Origin of the sequence: Kocuria sp., assembly GCF_030530945.1 — a bacterium.
In the GTDB taxonomy this organism is placed as follows: domain Bacteria; phylum Actinomycetota; class Actinomycetes; order Actinomycetales; family Micrococcaceae; genus Kocuria.
In genome coordinates, this window is sequence record NZ_JAUMTZ010000001.1 from 278,001 (window position 1) to 293,991 (window position 15,991).

Genomic DNA, 15,991 nt, shown 5'->3' on the forward strand with positions numbered 1-15,991 from the left:
GTCCTACTTTTCGGAGCGCAGTGCGGCCTGCATCACCTGTGCGAGGTGAACGCCCTCCGCGTCCGTGCCCTGGGCGATCTGCGTGCGGCACGAGAACCCGTCCGCGAGCACGATGGCCCCGGGTTCTGCCGAGCGGATCGCGGGGAAGAGGGTGCGCTCGCCTAGGCGCTGGGAGATCTCGTAGTGCCCCGGCTCGAAGCCCCAGTTCCCGGCCAGGCCGCAGCAGCCGCCGCCCACCACGGAGGTGTCCACGCCCAGTGTGCTCAGCACCCGCAGCTCGGGGGAGTAGTCCCCCTGCGCCTTCTCGTGGCAGTGCACCTGGCACACCGCGGTGCCCGGACCGGTGCGGGTCTCCAGGGTGTCGAACGGCCACGGGCCGCCGGCCTCCAGGTGCGCGGCGGTGAACTCACCCAGCGTGCGCACGAGCGCGGTCACCGCGTGGGCGCGGGGGTCCTCGGGCAGCAGCTCGGTGATCTCGTGCTGGAGCATCACCGTGCAGGACGGCTCCAGCCCGATGACCGGGTACCCCGCCTCCAGCAGCGGCGCCATCACGTCCAGCGTCTGCCGCAGGGTCCGGCGGGTCATGTCCAGCTGGCCGGTGGAGTGCCACGTGAGCCCGCAGCACACGGGGCCCGAGGGCATCAGCACCCGGTAGCCCATGGCCTCCAGGACCTCCACGGCGGCCTTGCCGGGGCCGTCCGCCGCGAAGTTCGTGAACGTGTCCGGCCACAGCACCACCGACGGGCGCTCCTCGGCGTCACGGCCGGGGGCCCGGGTGCCGCGCGAGCGGAACCAGGAGGTCAGGGGGGCGTTGTTGAAGCGGATCATGCGGCGGCGGGGCTCGATCCCGCCGAGCCGCTTGGTCAGGGCCTCCACCGGGGCCAGGCGCTCCAGGGCGTTGACCGCCGGCAGCGCACCGGGGACGCGGGAGACAACGCGCATGAGCCACGGCATCCACCCCATGGTGAAGTGCGCCATGGGCCGCCGGCCCCGACCCACGAACGCGGTGAGGCCCTGGCGGAAGTGGTGGTGCAGGAACTCTGCCTTGTAGGTGGCCATGTCCACGTTCACGGGGCACTCGGTGGCGCACGCCTTGCAGGACAGGCACAGGTCCAGGGCCTCGTAGGTCTCCCTGGACCTCCAGCCGTCCGTGATGTGCTCGCCGCGCAGCATCTCCGCGAGCGAGCGCATCCGCCCGCGCGTGGAGTGCACCTCGTCCCCGGTCGCGTGGAAGGAGGGGCACATGGCGCCGGTGTCCGAGCGGCACGCGCCCACGCCCACGCAGCGGTTCACGGCCTGCCCGAACGAGCCGCCGTCCGCGCTGAAGGCGTGCACCGGGGTGAGCTCGAACGTGCGGGCGCCCGGCCCGGGACGGATGCCACGGTCCAGCGGCTCCGGGTCCACGACCACACCCGGGTTGAACAGGTTCTCCGGGTCGAAGATCCGCTTGAACCGTGCGAAGGCGTCCAGCGCCTCCGGGGTGTAGATGGTGCTCAGAAGCTCCGAGCGGGCACGGCCGTCCCCGTGCTCGCCGGAGACCGACCCGCCGTGGCGGTGCACCAGCTGCGCGGCACGCTCGATGAACCGGCGGTAGTGGGCCACTCCGTCCTCGGTGTTGAAGTCGAACGAGATCCGGATGTGCACGCAGCCCTCGCCGAAGTGGCCGAACGGGATGCCCCGCAGCCCCATCTCCTCCAGCAGGGCGTAGAGGTCCCGCAGGTACTCGCCCAGCCGGGCCGGGGGCACCGCGGAGTCCTCCCACCCGGGCCACGCCTCGCCGCCGTCCGGCAGGCGGGTCACGATCCCGGCGCCTGCCTCGCGGATGTGCCACAGGGCGCGGGCCTGTGCAGGATCCCCCACCACCACGGAGTCCACCACGGTCTCCTCGACCAGCGCGGGCAGGCGGCGGGCGGCGTCGAACGCCTCCTCGGGGGTGTCCCCGGCCACCTCGCAGTACAGCCAGCCGCCGCCGCGCGGCAGCTCTTCACCCGCGTGCTCCTGGCCCGGGCGGGTGCGCAGGGCGTCCAGCAGGTCCGAGCCCATGCCCTCGATGGTCGTCACGCCCGGGACGCGGAACTTCGGCGCCGCGGTGGCGGCCTGGATGGCGTCCTCGAAGCCCATCACGGCCAGTGCGGTGTGCGCGGGCTTGGCCACGAGCTTCACGGTGAGCTCCGTGATGATCCCGCACGTGCCCTCGGTGCCCGCGAACGCCTTGGCGGTGTCGAAGCCGTTCTCGCCCAGCAGGTAGTGCAGCCCGTAGCCGGAGACCTGGCGGGGGAACTGCCCCAGCTCGGTGCGCAGCATGGCCAGGTGGTCGTTGCGCAGCCGCTCCAGCTGCGAGGTCAGGGCGGGCTCGGAGGTGCCGCCGGCCTCCAGGGTGACCAGGCGCCCGTCGCCCAGCATGACTGTGACGGAGACCAGGTTCGCGGCACTCGTGCCCCACGCGACCGAGTGGGAGCCGCACGCGTTGTTGGCCACCATCCCGCCCACCGTGCACCGGGAGTGGGTGGAGGGGTCCGGGCCGTAGGTGAGGCCGAACTCGGCGGCGGCCTCGCGCAGCTGGTCGCAGACCACACCGGGTTCGATCCGCGCCGTGCGGGCCTGCGGGTCGATCTCCAGGACGCGGCGGAAGTGGCGGGAGGTGTCGATCACCAGTCCGTCGCCGATGGCATTGCCCGCCACGGACGTCCCACCCCCGCGGGGCACCACGGACCAGCCGTTCTCCCGCGCGGTGGCCAGCAGCTCCCGGATCTCCGCGACGGAGTGCGGCTCCGCGACCGCCGCGGGGAGCCGGCGGTAGATCGAGGCGTCGGAGACGTACGCGGCGCGTGTGGTGAGATCGTCCCGGAGCTCTGTCATGCCCCAACTCTCACCCACGCGCCGCGAGGTGTCCAAGTGCGTCTCAGCCGGAGGTCCTCACCACTCGGGGGCGATCTCGATCTCCGCCCCGTCCAGGGACTCGGACCACTCCACCTGGCACGCCAGGCGGGAGGTGTCGTGGCGGGTGTCGTCCAGCATCTCCAGGAGGTCCTCCTCGTCCTCCTGGATCACGTTGGCCTTCACGAAGGTCTCCTGGTCCAGGTACGAGTGGCACGTGGAGCACGAGGCGTTGCCGCCGCACGTGGCCAGGATGGGGAACTTGTTTCGCGTGAGGCACTCCATGAGGGACTCGTGGTCCTTCCACTCCACGCCCTCCGTGCGTGCGCCCTCGCGGTCGGTCACGTTGATCTGGATGCTGCTCACTCGCCTGGACCTCCTGGGGTTCTCGCCCCGTCGGAATTCTTCTGGGAACCAGCCGCCATTCTAGGCGGGCGCGTCAATCCGACGTCACGGGACGACGCCGCACGGTCTCCTCCCGCGCGCCCGCTCAGCTCGTGCGGCGCACGGTCAGCGCCTGGGCCACCCTGCCCAGAGGTCCCTGCTCGTCGAAGAGCTCGGAGTGGGTCAGGCCCACGCCGTCCCCGCCGAGGTCCACGCTGGTGTCCAGGCCCACCCACTCGGAGACCGGCGCCCGGAACATGTGGATCCCCAGGTCCACGTTCGGGAAGGCCCACGGCCCGATCTCCGCCCGTGGCGCCAGGCCGTTGGCGGCGTCCACCGCGCTGATGAACCGGGCGGTGGGGGAGGACGGCTCACCGGCCACCACCTCCTTGGTGATGCGCAGCCACCCGGCACCGCTGCCGGGGCGGGGCGTGCGGGCCACGCGGGCCTCGAGGGAGCGGATGTAGCCGCCGCCCCACACCTCGTACATGTCCAGCGGCTCGCACTGCTCCAGCGGGGTCAGCGGCTGGATCTCACCGCCGGCCACCTCCCGGGTGTCGGAGGTCTTCAGCCGCCACAGGCTCAGCCGGATGCAGTCCCGCCCGCCGCTGCTCATGGTGGCCTCCAGCAGCTCGATGGTCCTGCCCGGGCGCAGCACCCGGGTGTGCACCTCGATCTCACCGCCCGCGATGAACCCCAGGATGTCGAACGAGAAGCGCGCCGGCAACACGTCCTCCCGCGGGTGGTTGCGCTCGATCTCGTGCACCAGCAGCCCGGAGGACGCCGCCATGTGCTGCTCCAGGGGACTCCACGCTCCCTGCGTGTACAGGGTGGTGCGGAAGCTGTGCTCCCCGGTGCGGACGTAGTGCGCCTGCGGGATATCCTCCCCGTTCGCGCCCAGGTGGCCCAGGGGCTGCTGCTCGTCGCTCATGCCGTGCTCCTCGTGGTCGTCGGTGCCCGCCGCGTGGTCGCAACCCGGCGCCGGTCGTGCGTCGGAGCGCAGGACCGGGCATGCACGAGCGGGCGGGCAGGATGTGGTCTGCGCAACATCCTAGGGCGGGTGCGTGGCGACCCCTGCCGCGGGGCCCCCGTGGCCCCCGGCGGGCGACGGCGCACGTCAGCCGAGCAGCTCGGCCGCCTTCTCGCCCAGGATCCCCAGCCCCACCACGAGCATCATGACCCCGGCGAGCTTGGTGATCACCGTGCCCACCCCCGGTCGGGAGCTCAGCAGCCTGCGGGACAGCAGCGCCACCGCGAAGTAGACCACGGCGCAGTTGAGCACGTGCACCGCCCCCAGCACCAGCATCTGGCCGGTGGAGAACCACCCGTGCGGGCTCACGAACTGGGGCAGCAGGGCCATCAGCAGCAGGAGCCCCTTGGGGTTGAGCGTGCTCACCCCCATCCCCTTGAGGAACTGCGAGGGGCCCCTGTCAGCCAAGGGGATGTCCCCGGTGGTCACGCCGCCCACCGTGGCGGTCAGCGCCGTGGTGCCCAGGTACAGCAGGTAGCCGGAGCCCACCACGGAGAGGGTGGTCAGCGCCACCGGGTACTGCGTGACCAGGGTGCCCAGGCCCACCGCCACCACGGTGGCCACCACCGCGTAGCCGGAGAGCATTCCCAGCACGGAGGGGGACACGGAGCGGGCGCGCAGTCCCGCGCCGATGGCGTAGGCCCAGTCCGGACCCGGTGTCAGCACCAGCAGGAAGCCCAGCACCCAGAACTGCACCAGCAGCGTCACATCCATGTGATTCCCCTTTCCGGGCGAAACACTATGCCGGACACTGCGAAATGTGATTGTTTTTTTCCGGGAAAAACGGGGCTGCAATGGAAGAATTACAGCCATGGACGCATGTGACCGGAAAATTCTTTCACTGGTGCAGGACGATGGCCGGATGAGCACCACGGACCTCGCGCAGCGGGTGGGCCTGAGCCTCTCCTCGTGCCACCGGCGGCTCAAGGAGCTGGAGCGCTCCGGGGCCATCGAGCGCTACCGTGCGGTGCTCGCCCCGGAGGCCGTGGGGCTGGGGTTCGAGGCCCTGGTGTTCGTGCGCATGGAGCACACCGTGCCCGCCGTGATCGCACGGTTCGAGGCCATGGTGGAGCAGATCCCCCAGATCATCGAGGCAGAGCGGCTCTTCGGTGAGCCGGACTTCATGCTGCGCGTGCTGGCCCCGGACCTCACGGCGTACCAGAAGTTCTACGACACCGTGCTCAGCGGGCTGCCGGGGGTGCAGCGGCTGAACTCCACACTGGTGATGAAGCGGATCGGCCCGGACCGGGAGATCCCGGTGTGAGTCACCGGGGCGGCGCGGGCATGACAAAGGCCCCCGCGCTCCGGTTCTCCGGAGTGGTCGGGGGCCTCAGCCGTTGGCGGTGACGGTGGGATTTGAACCCACGTTGGCTTTGACACCAAACATCATTTCGAGTGATGCACCTTCGGCCGCTCGGACACGTCACCAGCTCACAGCACTTTACAGGCCGGGGTGCAACCCCTCCAAACCGGGCCCGGGGTGCCGGTGCCGCCGGGGAGGGTGCGGTACGCGGCCGGGGTGCGCGGGCGGCGTCGTCCGCCCGGCATGCTCCGGGGTCGCCCCAGGGCCATCGCGGAGCCTGTTCCAACGCACGCCAGGAGGGCGGCGCTGGGCGGCGGCGCCGGTGCTCAGCGGTGGCCGCGGAAGAAGTCCTGGAGCAGTGCGGCGCACTCGTCCTCCCTGACCCCGCCGGTGACCTCCACCCAGTGGTTGAGGCGGGGGTCCCGCACCACGTCGAACACGGAGCCGCACGCCCCCGCCTTGGGGTCCCACGCGCCGAACACCAGGGTGGGCACGCGGGCCAGGACGAGAGCGCCCGCACACATGGCGCACGGCTCCAGGGTGACGACGAGCGTGCACCCCGCCAGCCGCCACTCGCCCAGGCACGCAGCCGCCTCGCGCAGGGCCAGGACCTCTGCGTGGGCGGTGGGGTCCCCGTCCGCCTCCCGGCGGTTGTGGCCGGTGCCCACCACCCGGCCCGCGGCGTCCAGGACGACGGCGCCGATGGGGACGTCACCGGACGCGGCGGTGCGCTCGGCCTCGGAAAGGGCCAGGCCCATCCAGCCCGAGAGCTGGATGGACCTGGCGGTGCGCGGAAGGGCCACTCGGGTCAGCGCTGGATCTGGTGCTGCTTGAACCAGGCGGTGTTGGGAGCCCGGTACGCGGTGACGATCCAGAGGATGTCCACGATGATCTTCACCACGGTCAGCAGAACCATGATGATGTTCCACGGTGCCGGGTAGATGAAGATGTTCATGAACCCGAACAGGCCGCCGAGGATGGAGATGGCGGCGAAGACCGTGCCCAGGATGCGGGCCCAGTTCTTCCCCTTCTTGAGGTTGCTCCAGACGAGCAGGTAGAGCGCGATGCCGATGACCAGCGAGATGATCGAACCGATCGGGCCACCGACGCCACCGACCTTGCCTGCCATCTCGGTGGCGGTGGCCGAGTCCATGCCCATGTCACGGTAAACCAGGACGAAGTCGATGCTGTTGACCGCGATCATGCCCAGGATGCCGCTGACCACGTAGACGCCGAGCGAGATCATGGTGAGCTTCAGCAGCCGGTCGAACACGGCGGGGCGCTCCACGGCGCTGGTGTACTGGCCCGGGTTGTACTCGGTGGTGCCGTACTTCCCGCCAGCCTGGCCGTACTGCTGGGAGGCGGGCTGGCCGTCGGCCGGCGCCTGGCCGTACGGAGCGGGCTGGCCGGGCTGCGCGGGGCCGGTGTGGCCCTCCTGCCCGGGGACTCCCGACTGCGGGTTCCTGGGCTCGTTGGGGGTGGTGCTCATGGTTGCCGTCCTTTCGTGGGGGTGGAGCGGATGGTGCGGTTCAGGCCATCACTCGTAGCGCAGGGCGGTGATGGGGTCCTGGCGGGCGGCCCGCACCGCGGGGATGGTGCCTGCCAGGAAGGCGATGAACATCACGGACAGGATGATCAGCGCGGTCTTGAGGGGGTCGAAGAGGAAGAGGCTCAGCCCGGGCAGGGTGGATAGCAGCCCGTGGGAGAGGACTCCGCTGATGATGCTCCCGGCGGCCACGCCCACGGCCGCGCCGATCGCGGAGCCCAGGAAGCCGATGAAGATCGCCTCCAGCGAGAACAGGCCGAAGACCCTGCCCCCGCTCATGCCCAGGGCCTTCATCAGCCCGATCTCGCGGGTGCGCTCCTGCACGGACATCAGCAGCGTGTTCACGATCCCGAAGCCCGCCGCGAGCAGCGCGATGATCGCGAAGGAGTTGAGGATCCACACGATCCCGTTGATGACAGCCCGGAACATGCCCAGCTGGTCCTCCACGGTGTTGCCGCTCATGCTCTCGTCCGCGAGCTGGGACTTGATGGATCCCACCTTGGACATGTCGTCCACGGTGGCCGTGGCGGTGAAGTACGAGTTCGGGACGGAGCGCGGGCTACCGGAGGTCTGGTAGTCGTAGAGCTTCTTGTTCAGGTCCGCGGACGGGATGGGGTTGTCCGAGGCCCCGGCCAGGGACGCCTGGGCCACACCGGAGATGGTGACGGAGAACGTCTTGTCCTTCTCCACGGCGTTGCGCATGTCGATCTTCACGGTCTTGCCCACGGCGTCCTGGTTGGAGCCCAGGCCCAGGGGCTCCACCCACGAGGCGGGCAGCAGGATCTCGTCCTTGCTGCGCTCGGGGGCCTCGCCGGCCTCCAGCTGCAGGCCGTCGGCCTCGGGCGGGGAACCCAGGCTGAGCTGGAACTTCTTGCCGTTCGGGCTCTGCAGGTAGGTGGGGGTCACCATGTACATGGGGTCCACGGAGCCCACTCCGTCGATCTTCTTGATCTTGTCGATGTCGGAGTCGGTGAGACCGCTCACCGAGCCGAAGCCCAGCTTCACCTCGGAGGAGTCCGGGTCGTACTCGGTGGGGCCGCTGTCCTGGCCCGTCCCGGCGGACTGCTCGGAGACCTTCTGGACGAACAGCGCGTTCTCGTTGCCGAACGCCGCCACGGTCTTGTCGATGTAGTCGTTCACGCCGGTGCCGATCCCGGAGGTCAGGGTCAGCGTGAAGGACCCGATGAAGATCGCGATCACGGTCAGGATGGTGCGCGCCTTGGACCGGAAGGTGTTGCCGATCGCCGTGCGCAGCAGATCGATGAATTTCACGCGGTGGCTCCTGGCTGCTCGGGGGTGCGGGGTGCGGCGTGCCGGCCGGGGCGCGCGGGCTCCTGCGCGGCGCGGGCGATCTCGGCGGCGTCGTCCGCGCTGAGGGTGACGACCGCGCCCGTGGTGGGCTCCGTCACCTGCTGGGCGCCGGTGCCCGGGGCGGCGGACCAGGGCTCGGACGCGGCTCGGTCCCCGCCGGCGACGACGCCGCCCGCTGGCCTGTCGAGACTCGGCACCACTTCTCCGTCCACCAGGTAGATCTGCCGGGAGCAGCGCCGGGCGAGGTCCTCGTCGTGGGTGACGACCACCAGGGTGATGCCCTGCTCGCGGTTGAGCCCGAAGAGGATGTCCTCCACCACCTTGGAGGTGGTGGAGTCCAGGTTGCCCGTGGGCTCGTCCGCGAAGATCACCGAGGGGTTGTTGATCAGGGCGCGGGCGATCACCACGCGCTGCTTCTGCCCGCCGGAGAGATCCGTGGCCTTGTTCTCGGCCTTGTCCGCCATCTCCAGCTGCTCGAGGGCCTCCAGGCCGCGGCGCTTGCGCTCGGCAGCTGGGACGCCCGCGATCTTCAGGGGCAGCGTGACGTTCTCCAGCACGCTCTGGTTGGGGGTCAGGAAGAACTGCTGGAACACGAACCCGAAGGCGGAGTTGCGCAGCTCGTTGAGCTCCTTGGCGCTGAGGTCACCGGTGGGCCTGCCCTCCAGTGCCACCACGCCGTGGGTGGGCCCGTCCAGCAGCGCCAGGAGGTGCATGAGGGTGGACTTGCCCGAACCGGACTTGCCCACCACCGCCACCGACTCGCCCTTGCGGATCTCCAGGTTGATGCCCTTCAGGGCGTCGAACCGGGTGTCTCCCCGCCCGTAGATCTTGACCAAATTCTCCGTCTCGAGAACCGGATCAGCCATGTGTGGTGTTCCTTCCGGGGGTCGTGGTGCGTGGGAATCGAGGGGGTTCCCTCACGTCTCCTCCCTCGAGAATAGGGCACGCCCTCCCGGTTCCCGGGGCAATTCCGGCGCATGACGGCGCCGTGCTCCGGGCCGGTGGAGCGCCCGGCCCGGTCCGCGGCCGGGCCGCGTGGACGACTGCTAGATTCTGGGTATGCGAGTCACCGTCTTGGACCATCCCCTGGTAGCCCACAAACTCAGCGTGCTGCGCGACAAGGACACCTCCTCCCCGGTGTTCCGGCTGCTGGTGGAGGAGCTGGTCACCCTGCTGGCGTACGAGGCCACGCGGGACGTGCGGGTGGAGCCCGTGACCGTCCAGACCCCGGTGGCCGAGACCGTGGGCACCGCGCTCTCCCGGCCCCGTCCGCTCGTGGTGCCCATCCTGCGCGCGGGCCTGGGGATGCTCGAGGGGATGACCCGGCTGATCCCCACCGCCGAGGTGGGCTTCCTGGGCATGGCGCGGGACGACACCACCCTGGACATCATCACGTACGCGGAGCGGCTGCCGGACGACCTCACGGGACGCCAGGTGTACGTGCTCGACCCCATGCTGGCCACGGGTGGCACCCTGAGCGAGGCCATCAAGTTCCTGTACCGCCGCGGGGCCGAGCAGATCACCTGCGTGTGCCTGCTCGCCGCACCCGAGGGGCTGCAGCGCCTGGAGCGCGAGCTCACGGACAGCGACGTCAACGTGGTCCTGGCCTCCGTGGACGAGCGCCTGGACGAGAACTCCTACATCGTGCCCGGCCTGGGGGACGCGGGGGACCGCCTCTACGGGGTGGTGGACTGATTCCCCTCGGCGGGGTGAACGGATGCTTTCCCATTGACTTCGTGTCACATGTGTGATTTTTCAGTTCACATCTGAGGAATGCCCCGGGAACCCTGGAATGCAGGCGTCGGCGGAGGGGTGGATCATCCCGCACAATGCACCGAGCGCAACGGATTTCCCCTGCGGGCCACGCGGGAGGCCCCGAAGTCTCAGCATGTGAGAAAAAAGCGGATATATTACTTGCCAGTCGAACCGTGTTTCCCGGACGATTGGCGTATAACGCCGTTTTCCAGGGAACTCACGGGAATCGGGGCTTCACGAGGCAGGGGTTCTAATGTCAGGCGCACCGGGTTACGTCCACATCTCGCAGCGGCACCGGCTGGCGGGCTCCTCGTCCTCGGCCCGTGACCGCGGGATGCGCCGGGGGTCCACCACCGCCGAGGACCGCCGACATCTGCGCTCGGTGACCGCCGACTACACCCCCGACGTCCCCGCCGCCGGAGACCAGCAGCCCACGGAGGCCCGCGGCTTCGTGCTGTACGTGGGCGTGGACGAGCAGGCCGCCGCGGACCGGGGGATCAACCTGGTGCAGCTCGTGCAGGACATCCGCCAGTACATCCGCGCCACCGTTCCCGAGTCCGACTCCTACGCCGCGGTGGCCCTGGCGCCGCTGCACGCGGAGGGCACGGACCTCGAGGTGGTCCGCAGCGCCCTGGGGGACCCCACCTTCACGGACCCGGTGATCGAGCCCATCACCCCGCTGCCCGCGTGCGGGGCGGGCAGCGGCATCGACCACCAGCGGGTGGGTGTGCTGATCGACCTCTCCCGGCGCGAGGTGTTCCTGGACGGGGACCTGCTGAACCTCACCCACCGGGAGTTCGAGCTGCTCAACTACCTGGTGGAGAACGGCACGCGCACGGTGGGACGCACCGAGCTGCTCGAGAACCTCTGGGGGGACGCCGAGGAGGTGCCCTCCGAGCGCACCATCGACGTCCACGTGCGGCGGTTGCGCTCCAAGCTCGGGCGCCTGGCCAACACCGTGCGCACCGTGCGCGGGCAGGGCTACCGGTTCTACGACCACCCCGAGGTGGTTGTCTGGGCCGCACCCGAGTACTCCATCTGACCCGCCCCGCGGGGCGGGGGGACCCGCGCGCGGAACGGGGCCGGGCGGCGTCGTCTGCGGTGGCCGTGCACGCCGCGTGACAGACTGGCACGCATGGCACGCCACGACCTCAAGCACCTGGTGATCATGCGCCACGGGGAGGCGGACTTCCCGCGGGGGGTCCCGGACCACGACCGTCCCCTCGTGCCGCGCGGCGCCCGGGAGGCTGCGGCGTCCGGGCGGTGGCTCGCCGAGCACGCTGCCCCCGACATGATCCTCGTGTCCCCTGCACTGCGCACCCGTCAGACCGTCACGTGGGTGTGCAGCGAGCTGGGGGAGAAGGCGCCCACGCCGCAGCTGTGGGACGCGCTCTACAACGCCACGGACGCGCAGCTGGTGGCCGCGGTGAACCACGTCCCGGAGACCGTGCGCACCCTGCTGGTGGTCGCACACATGCCCGGCGTGGTGGACGCGGTGCTGCGCCTGGCCTCCCGGGACTCCGAGCAGGACGCCATGATGGACGCGGCGAGCGGCTTCCCCACGGCGGGCACCGCGGTGCTGGAGGTTCCCGGCCAGTGGGCCGCCCTCGACGGCGCGGACGCCCGGCTCACGGAGTTCTTCACCCCGCGCGTGTGAGCGGCCTCGCCCACGGGCTCACCGGGGCGCGGGCCGCCGCTCAGCGGCCCGTCTCGCAGGCCACGCCGTCCCCGTCCCCGTCCAGCTCGGAGCTGTAGCCGGGGGAGCCTGCGTAGAGCGGGGCCGCCCCGGCCGCGCGGGCGTCGGCGCAGCGGGCGAAGGGCTCGCCCCCGGTCTGCGCCCGCTGCGCGGACCCGGCCGCGCCGCCCGCACCGGCCGCTGGCTCGTCCGCCCCGGTCCCGGCCTCGGCCGGTGCCGTCTGCTCTGCGCCGGGCGCCTCGGTCTGCGCGGCCTCGGCGGGGGTCGCGTCGGTCTCTGGGGCGCCCGCCTCCGGTGCCGCGGCCTCGGGATCGTTGCCGGGGGCGGGGACCGCCCGCGCCTGCGGCACCGTCTGGTCCGGGCACGCGTCCAGGACCGTGGTCATGGCCTTCTTCTCGGCGTCCGTGACCCACAGCTCGTAGCGCTGCTTCACGGCGATCTGGGTGGCCACGTACTCGCAGCGCGCGCCCGTGGCGGAGGGCAGCCACGTGGCGGCGTCCGCGTCCGACTTCTGGTTGTTGCTGGGGCCGTCCACTGCGACCAGGTTCAGCGGGTCGTTTGCGAGCTCGGTGCGCCGGGCGGCGTCGAGCTGCTGGGCGCCCTTCTGCCACGCGTCGGACAGGGCCACCACGTGGTCGATCTGCACCTGCGAGCTCGTCCGCTCCCCGGCCACGAAGTCGATCCCCTGGCCCGTGTAGAGGCTCGTGAGCTCACCCGTGGCCACGTTGCAGCCATGGGTTCCCGGCTTCACGGTGATCCCGGTGAGGTCCCGGCGCAGGATGTCGTTGCGGGTGTCGCAGCCGTTGTGGTCCGTGTCCGCCCAGCGCGGCCCGAACTCGTCCCGCGAGTAGCCGGTCTTGGGTGCGCGCCCCTTCACGGGCAGCTCGTCCAGTGCGGCCAGCGCCGTCCCGGCCGCGGCCTTCTCCCCGCCGCCGTCCGACGACGCCGCCGCGTCCCCGGGCGCGCCGCTCGCCGTGGGTGCCGGGCCGGTGGGATCGGCAGCAGAGGTGGCGCGCGGCGTCGTGGTGGTGCCGGGGGTGGTGGCCGAAGGTGCGGCGGTCTCCGGTGCCGAGCACCCGGCGAGCGCGAGGGCCAGGGCGGCCGCGCCCAGCAGGAGACGGTGGGCGGGGGAGGTGCGGGGGGAGGACAGGGCGGTCTCGATCCTGGGAAAGTGGCGGACGTGGTGGTGGCGCACCGGTGCGCCGGACAGCAGAAGACCCCGGCTGCCGTGAGGCAACCGGGGTCTTCCGTGGGTGGTGCGCCCGATAGGATTCGAACCTACAACCTTCTGATCCGTAGTCAGATGCTCTATCCGTTGAGCTACAGGCGCCCTTGCTGCGGTGGCCGGGGCCGTTGCAACGGGTAACAACGTACACCCGGTGGACCCCGGGCCACAAATCCCCGTCCGCACGCCCCGCCGCGGCGGTGGCCGTAACCCTCCGGTGGGGGCGGGGGCACCGGGTTAGACTGCCGACACACCCCACGTGCACCCTGGCGGGACCCGCCCTCGATGCCGTTCCACAGTGACGTGGAGCGGCCGGAGAGGCGGTGTCTGCCCGCCGGGTGCGCGGCACGGACGACGGCCTCAACGAGGAGACATGTCAATGGCTGAGAACAGCACTGCCCATACCGGGACCGCGGAACTGAACCCGGAGGTCCGGCAGTCACTGGAGAATCCCCCCACGGACTACCCCGAGCTGGTGGAGTGGGTGCGTGAGATCGCGGAGCTGGCGCGGCCGGAGCGCATCCACTGGGCGGACGGCTCGGAGGCCGAGTGGGACCAGCTGACCACGCAGATGGTCGAGGCCGGCACGCTGGTGCGCCTGGCAGAGGACAAGTTCCCCAACTCCTTCGCGGCCTTCTCCGACCCCGAGGACGTGGCGCGCGTGGAGGAGCGGACCTTTATCTGCACCAAGACCCAGAAGGGAGCGGGGCCCACCAACAACTGGGAGGACCCGCAGGTCATGAAGGAGACGCTGTCCAAGCGATTCTCCGGGGCCATGCAGGGCCGCACCATGTACGTGATCCCGTTCGTCATGGGGTCCCTGGAGGCGCAGAAGCCCCAGTACGGCGTGGAGATCACCGACTCCCCGTACGTGGTGTGCTCCATGCGGATCATGGCCACCATCGGCACGCCGGTGCTGGAGAAGATGACCCGGGACAGGGCGCCGTTCGTGGAGTGCGTGCACTCGCTGGGGGCGCCCCTGCAGCCCGGCGAGGAGGACGTCCCCTGGCCGTGCAACCCCGCCAAGTACATCGTGCAGTTCCCCGAGGACCGCGCCATCTGGTCCTTCGGCTCCGGCTACGGCGGCAACGCCCTGCTGGGCAAGAAGTGCTACGCGCTGCGCATCGCCTCCGCGATCGCCCACGACGAGGGCTGGCTGGCCGAGCACATGCTCATCCTCAAGGTCACCGACCCCGAGGGTGAGGCCCGCTTCATCGCCGCCGCCTTCCCGTCCGCGTGCGGCAAGACCAACTTCGCGATGCTCGAGCCCACCGTGCCCGGGTGGAAGGCGGAGATGGTCGGGGACGACATCGCCTGGATCCGCTTCGGCAAGGACCACAGGCCGCGCGTGGTGAACCCCGAGGCAGGACTCTTCGGGGTGGCGCCGGGCACGGGCTGGTCCACCAACCCCAACGCGATGCACGCCATTGCCCGCGGCAACACCATCTTCACCAACGTGGCGCTGACCGACGACGGCGGCGTGTGGTGGGAGGGCATGACGGACGAGACCCCCGAGCACCTCACGGACTGGAAGGGCAACGACTGGACCCCGGACTCCGGGCGCCCTGCAGCGCACCCCAACTCCCGGTTCTGCACCCCCATCAAGCAGGTGGAGATCCTGGCCCCGGAGTACGACGACCCCGAGGGTGTGCCGCTGTCCGCCATCGTCTTCGGCGGCCGCCGCAAGACCACCGTGCCCCTGGTGTCCGAGTCCTTCGGCTGGGAGCACGGCGTGTTCCAGGGCGCCACGCTGTCCTCCGAGACCACTGCCGCCGCGAAGGGCGCCGTGGGCGTGGTGCGCCGCGACCCCATGGCCATGCTCCCGTTCATCGGCTACAACGCCAACGACTACCTGGAGCACTGGCTGGACACCGGTGCGCGCATGGGCGAGGAGAACATGCCGCGGATCTACTACGTGAACTGGTTCCGCCGCACCCCGGACGGGGGGTTCGCGTGGCCCGGTTTCGGGGAGAACTCCCGCGTGGTCAAGTGGATCGTGGAGCGCCTGAAGGGCACCGCCGGAGGCCACGAGACCCCCGTGGGCATCCTGCCCGCCAAGGAGGACCTGGACCTCACCGGCCTGGACATCTCGGACGAGGAGCTGGACGCCGCCCTGCGCGTGGACACCGAGGAGTGGCTGCACGAGCTGCCCGGGATCGACGAGTGGTTCGCCCGGCTGCGGGACGTGCCCGAGGTCATCCTCGAGCAGCGCGCCGGTCTCGAGGAGCGCCTGAGGAGCGCCTGACCCGGTCCCGGGTGCCGGCCATGACGGCGCACACCCGGATGCCCTGTAAGATCGCGCCGCGCGGCCACACCGGCCGCGCGGCGTCGTCACGGGTGGGGCGGCCGACCACGAAGGGACAACTGTGCGGCTCACGGCATTTTCGGACATCGCCCTGCGGGTGCTGCTGCTGATGGGCGGGCTGGAGCCGGACACCATGCTGTCCACCCAGCGCATCGCCGAGGGGGTGGGCGCCCCGTACCACCACGTGGCCAAGACGGTGGCCAGGCTGCGGGGGATGGGCCTGCTGTGCTCCCAGCGCGGACGCTCCGGCGGCGTGGTGCTCACCGCCGAGGGGCGCGAGGCCAGCGTGGGCCGGGTGCTGCGGGAGCTCGAGGCGGACACCGCGATCGTGGAGTGCGAGGCGGACGAGACGGCCTGCCCGCTCAACCACGGGTGCAGGCTGCGCCGCGCCCTGGCCGGGGCGCGCGAGGCGTTCTACCGCGAGCTCGACGGTGTCACGGTCGCCTCCCTCGTGAACCCGCGCCAGGTGGGTCCCATCGCGGTGCAGCTCGGGCTGCGCCCGCCAGGCCAGGACGCCGCTGCCGCCGCCACCAAATAAACAGCATGTAAAATGCTAAAT

Annotated in this window: 15 protein-coding genes and 2 tRNA genes; 6 read left to right on the forward strand and 11 right to left on the reverse strand. The window is 70.9% G+C overall.

Features of this window, described 5'->3' with window-relative positions; genetic code table 11:
- Positions 1–3: 3 nt before the first annotated feature.
- The 4 genes from Q4A22_RS01260 to Q4A22_RS01275 all read right to left on the reverse strand — a co-directional run bounded on the left by Q4A22_RS01260 (position 4) and on the right by Q4A22_RS01275 (position 5,005).
- A complete protein-coding gene (locus tag Q4A22_RS01260) occupies positions 4–2,859 on the reverse strand; it encodes an FAD-binding and (Fe-S)-binding domain-containing protein (protein ID WP_303176709.1) in 2,856 nt (951 codons plus the stop codon).
- A gap of 57 nt (positions 2,860–2,916) precedes the next feature.
- On the reverse strand, positions 2,917–3,243 hold the full coding sequence (locus tag Q4A22_RS01265; RefSeq protein ID WP_303176710.1) for a 2Fe-2S iron-sulfur cluster-binding protein: 327 nt from the start codon (positions 3,241–3,243) through the stop codon (positions 2,917–2,919).
- A 124-nt stretch (positions 3,244–3,367) separates the two neighbouring features.
- Positions 3,368–4,192, reverse strand: coding sequence for a thioesterase family protein (locus Q4A22_RS01270; RefSeq protein ID WP_303176711.1), 825 nt, complete (start codon positions 4,190–4,192; stop codon positions 3,368–3,370).
- Positions 4,193–4,378: 186 nt separating this feature from the next.
- Positions 4,379–5,005, reverse strand: a complete 627-nt coding sequence (locus Q4A22_RS01275) for a LysE family translocator (protein WP_303176712.1) — start codon at positions 5,003–5,005, stop codon at positions 4,379–4,381.
- A 97-nt stretch (positions 5,006–5,102) separates the two neighbouring features.
- Between Q4A22_RS01275 and Q4A22_RS01280 the strand changes: the two genes are divergently transcribed.
- Positions 5,103–5,555, forward strand: coding sequence for an Lrp/AsnC family transcriptional regulator (locus tag Q4A22_RS01280; protein WP_303176713.1), 453 nt, complete (start codon positions 5,103–5,105; stop codon positions 5,553–5,555).
- A 74-nt stretch (positions 5,556–5,629) separates the two neighbouring features.
- Here the strand turns inward: Q4A22_RS01280 and Q4A22_RS01285 are convergent.
- The 5 genes from Q4A22_RS01285 to Q4A22_RS01305 form a co-directional block, all read right to left on the reverse strand.
- A tRNA-Ser gene (locus tag Q4A22_RS01285) sits at positions 5,630–5,719 on the reverse strand.
- 201 nt (positions 5,720–5,920) lie between these two features.
- The gene (tadA, locus tag Q4A22_RS01290) at positions 5,921–6,352 is read right to left on the reverse strand and encodes a tRNA adenosine(34) deaminase TadA (protein ID WP_303176960.1); all 432 of its coding nucleotides are present in this window, start codon (positions 6,350–6,352) and stop codon (positions 5,921–5,923) included.
- A 50-nt stretch (positions 6,353–6,402) separates the two neighbouring features.
- Positions 6,403–7,083 (reverse strand): hypothetical protein, encoded by a 681-nt coding sequence (locus Q4A22_RS01295; protein ID WP_303176714.1) that lies wholly within the window; start codon positions 7,081–7,083, stop codon positions 6,403–6,405.
- Positions 7,084–7,131: 48 nt separating this feature from the next.
- Positions 7,132–8,412 carry an ABC transporter permease gene (locus Q4A22_RS01300; RefSeq protein WP_303176715.1) on the reverse strand — a complete coding sequence of 427 codons (1,281 nt, stop codon included), beginning with the start codon at positions 8,410–8,412 and terminating at the stop codon, positions 7,132–7,134.
- On the reverse strand, positions 8,409–9,317 hold the full coding sequence (locus Q4A22_RS01305) for an ABC transporter ATP-binding protein (protein WP_303176716.1): 909 nt from the start codon (positions 9,315–9,317) through the stop codon (positions 8,409–8,411). Before Q4A22_RS01305 ends, Q4A22_RS01300 begins: the two co-directional genes overlap by 4 nt.
- A 193-nt stretch (positions 9,318–9,510) precedes the next feature.
- Between Q4A22_RS01305 and upp the strand changes: the two genes are divergently transcribed.
- The 3 genes from upp (at position 9,511) to Q4A22_RS01320 (ending at position 11,863) form a co-directional block, all read left to right on the forward strand.
- Positions 9,511–10,146: a uracil phosphoribosyltransferase gene (gene upp / locus Q4A22_RS01310; RefSeq protein WP_303176717.1), complete on the forward strand. Its 636-nt coding sequence runs from the start codon at positions 9,511–9,513 to the stop codon at positions 10,144–10,146.
- Between the two features lie 313 nt (positions 10,147–10,459).
- Complete coding sequence (locus Q4A22_RS01315; protein ID WP_303176718.1) at positions 10,460–11,248, forward strand: winged helix-turn-helix domain-containing protein; 789 nt, start codon at positions 10,460–10,462, stop codon at positions 11,246–11,248.
- Between the two features lie 93 nt (positions 11,249–11,341).
- A complete protein-coding gene (locus Q4A22_RS01320) occupies positions 11,342–11,863 on the forward strand; it encodes a histidine phosphatase family protein (protein WP_303176719.1) in 522 nt (173 codons plus the stop codon).
- A 40-nt stretch (positions 11,864–11,903) separates the two neighbouring features.
- Here Q4A22_RS01320 and Q4A22_RS01325 read toward each other — a convergent pair whose 3' ends face one another.
- Together Q4A22_RS01325 and Q4A22_RS01330 are read right to left on the reverse strand one after the other, a co-directional pair.
- On the reverse strand, positions 11,904–13,139 hold the full coding sequence (locus Q4A22_RS01325) for a DUF1524 domain-containing protein (RefSeq protein ID WP_303176720.1): 1,236 nt from the start codon (positions 13,137–13,139) through the stop codon (positions 11,904–11,906).
- A gap of 17 nt (positions 13,140–13,156) precedes the next feature.
- Positions 13,157–13,232: transfer RNA gene (locus Q4A22_RS01330), tRNA-Arg, on the reverse strand.
- 274 nt (positions 13,233–13,506) lie between these two features.
- Between Q4A22_RS01330 and Q4A22_RS01335 the strand changes: the two genes are divergently transcribed.
- Together Q4A22_RS01335 and Q4A22_RS01340 are read left to right on the forward strand one after the other, a co-directional pair.
- On the forward strand, positions 13,507–15,372 hold the full coding sequence (locus Q4A22_RS01335; RefSeq protein WP_303176721.1) for a phosphoenolpyruvate carboxykinase (GTP): 1,866 nt from the start codon (positions 13,507–13,509) through the stop codon (positions 15,370–15,372).
- Positions 15,373–15,493: 121 nt separating this feature from the next.
- The gene (locus Q4A22_RS01340; RefSeq protein ID WP_303176722.1) at positions 15,494–15,970 is read left to right on the forward strand and encodes an Rrf2 family transcriptional regulator; all 477 of its coding nucleotides are present in this window, start codon (positions 15,494–15,496) and stop codon (positions 15,968–15,970) included.
- The last annotated feature ends 21 nt before the right edge of the window (positions 15,971–15,991 follow it).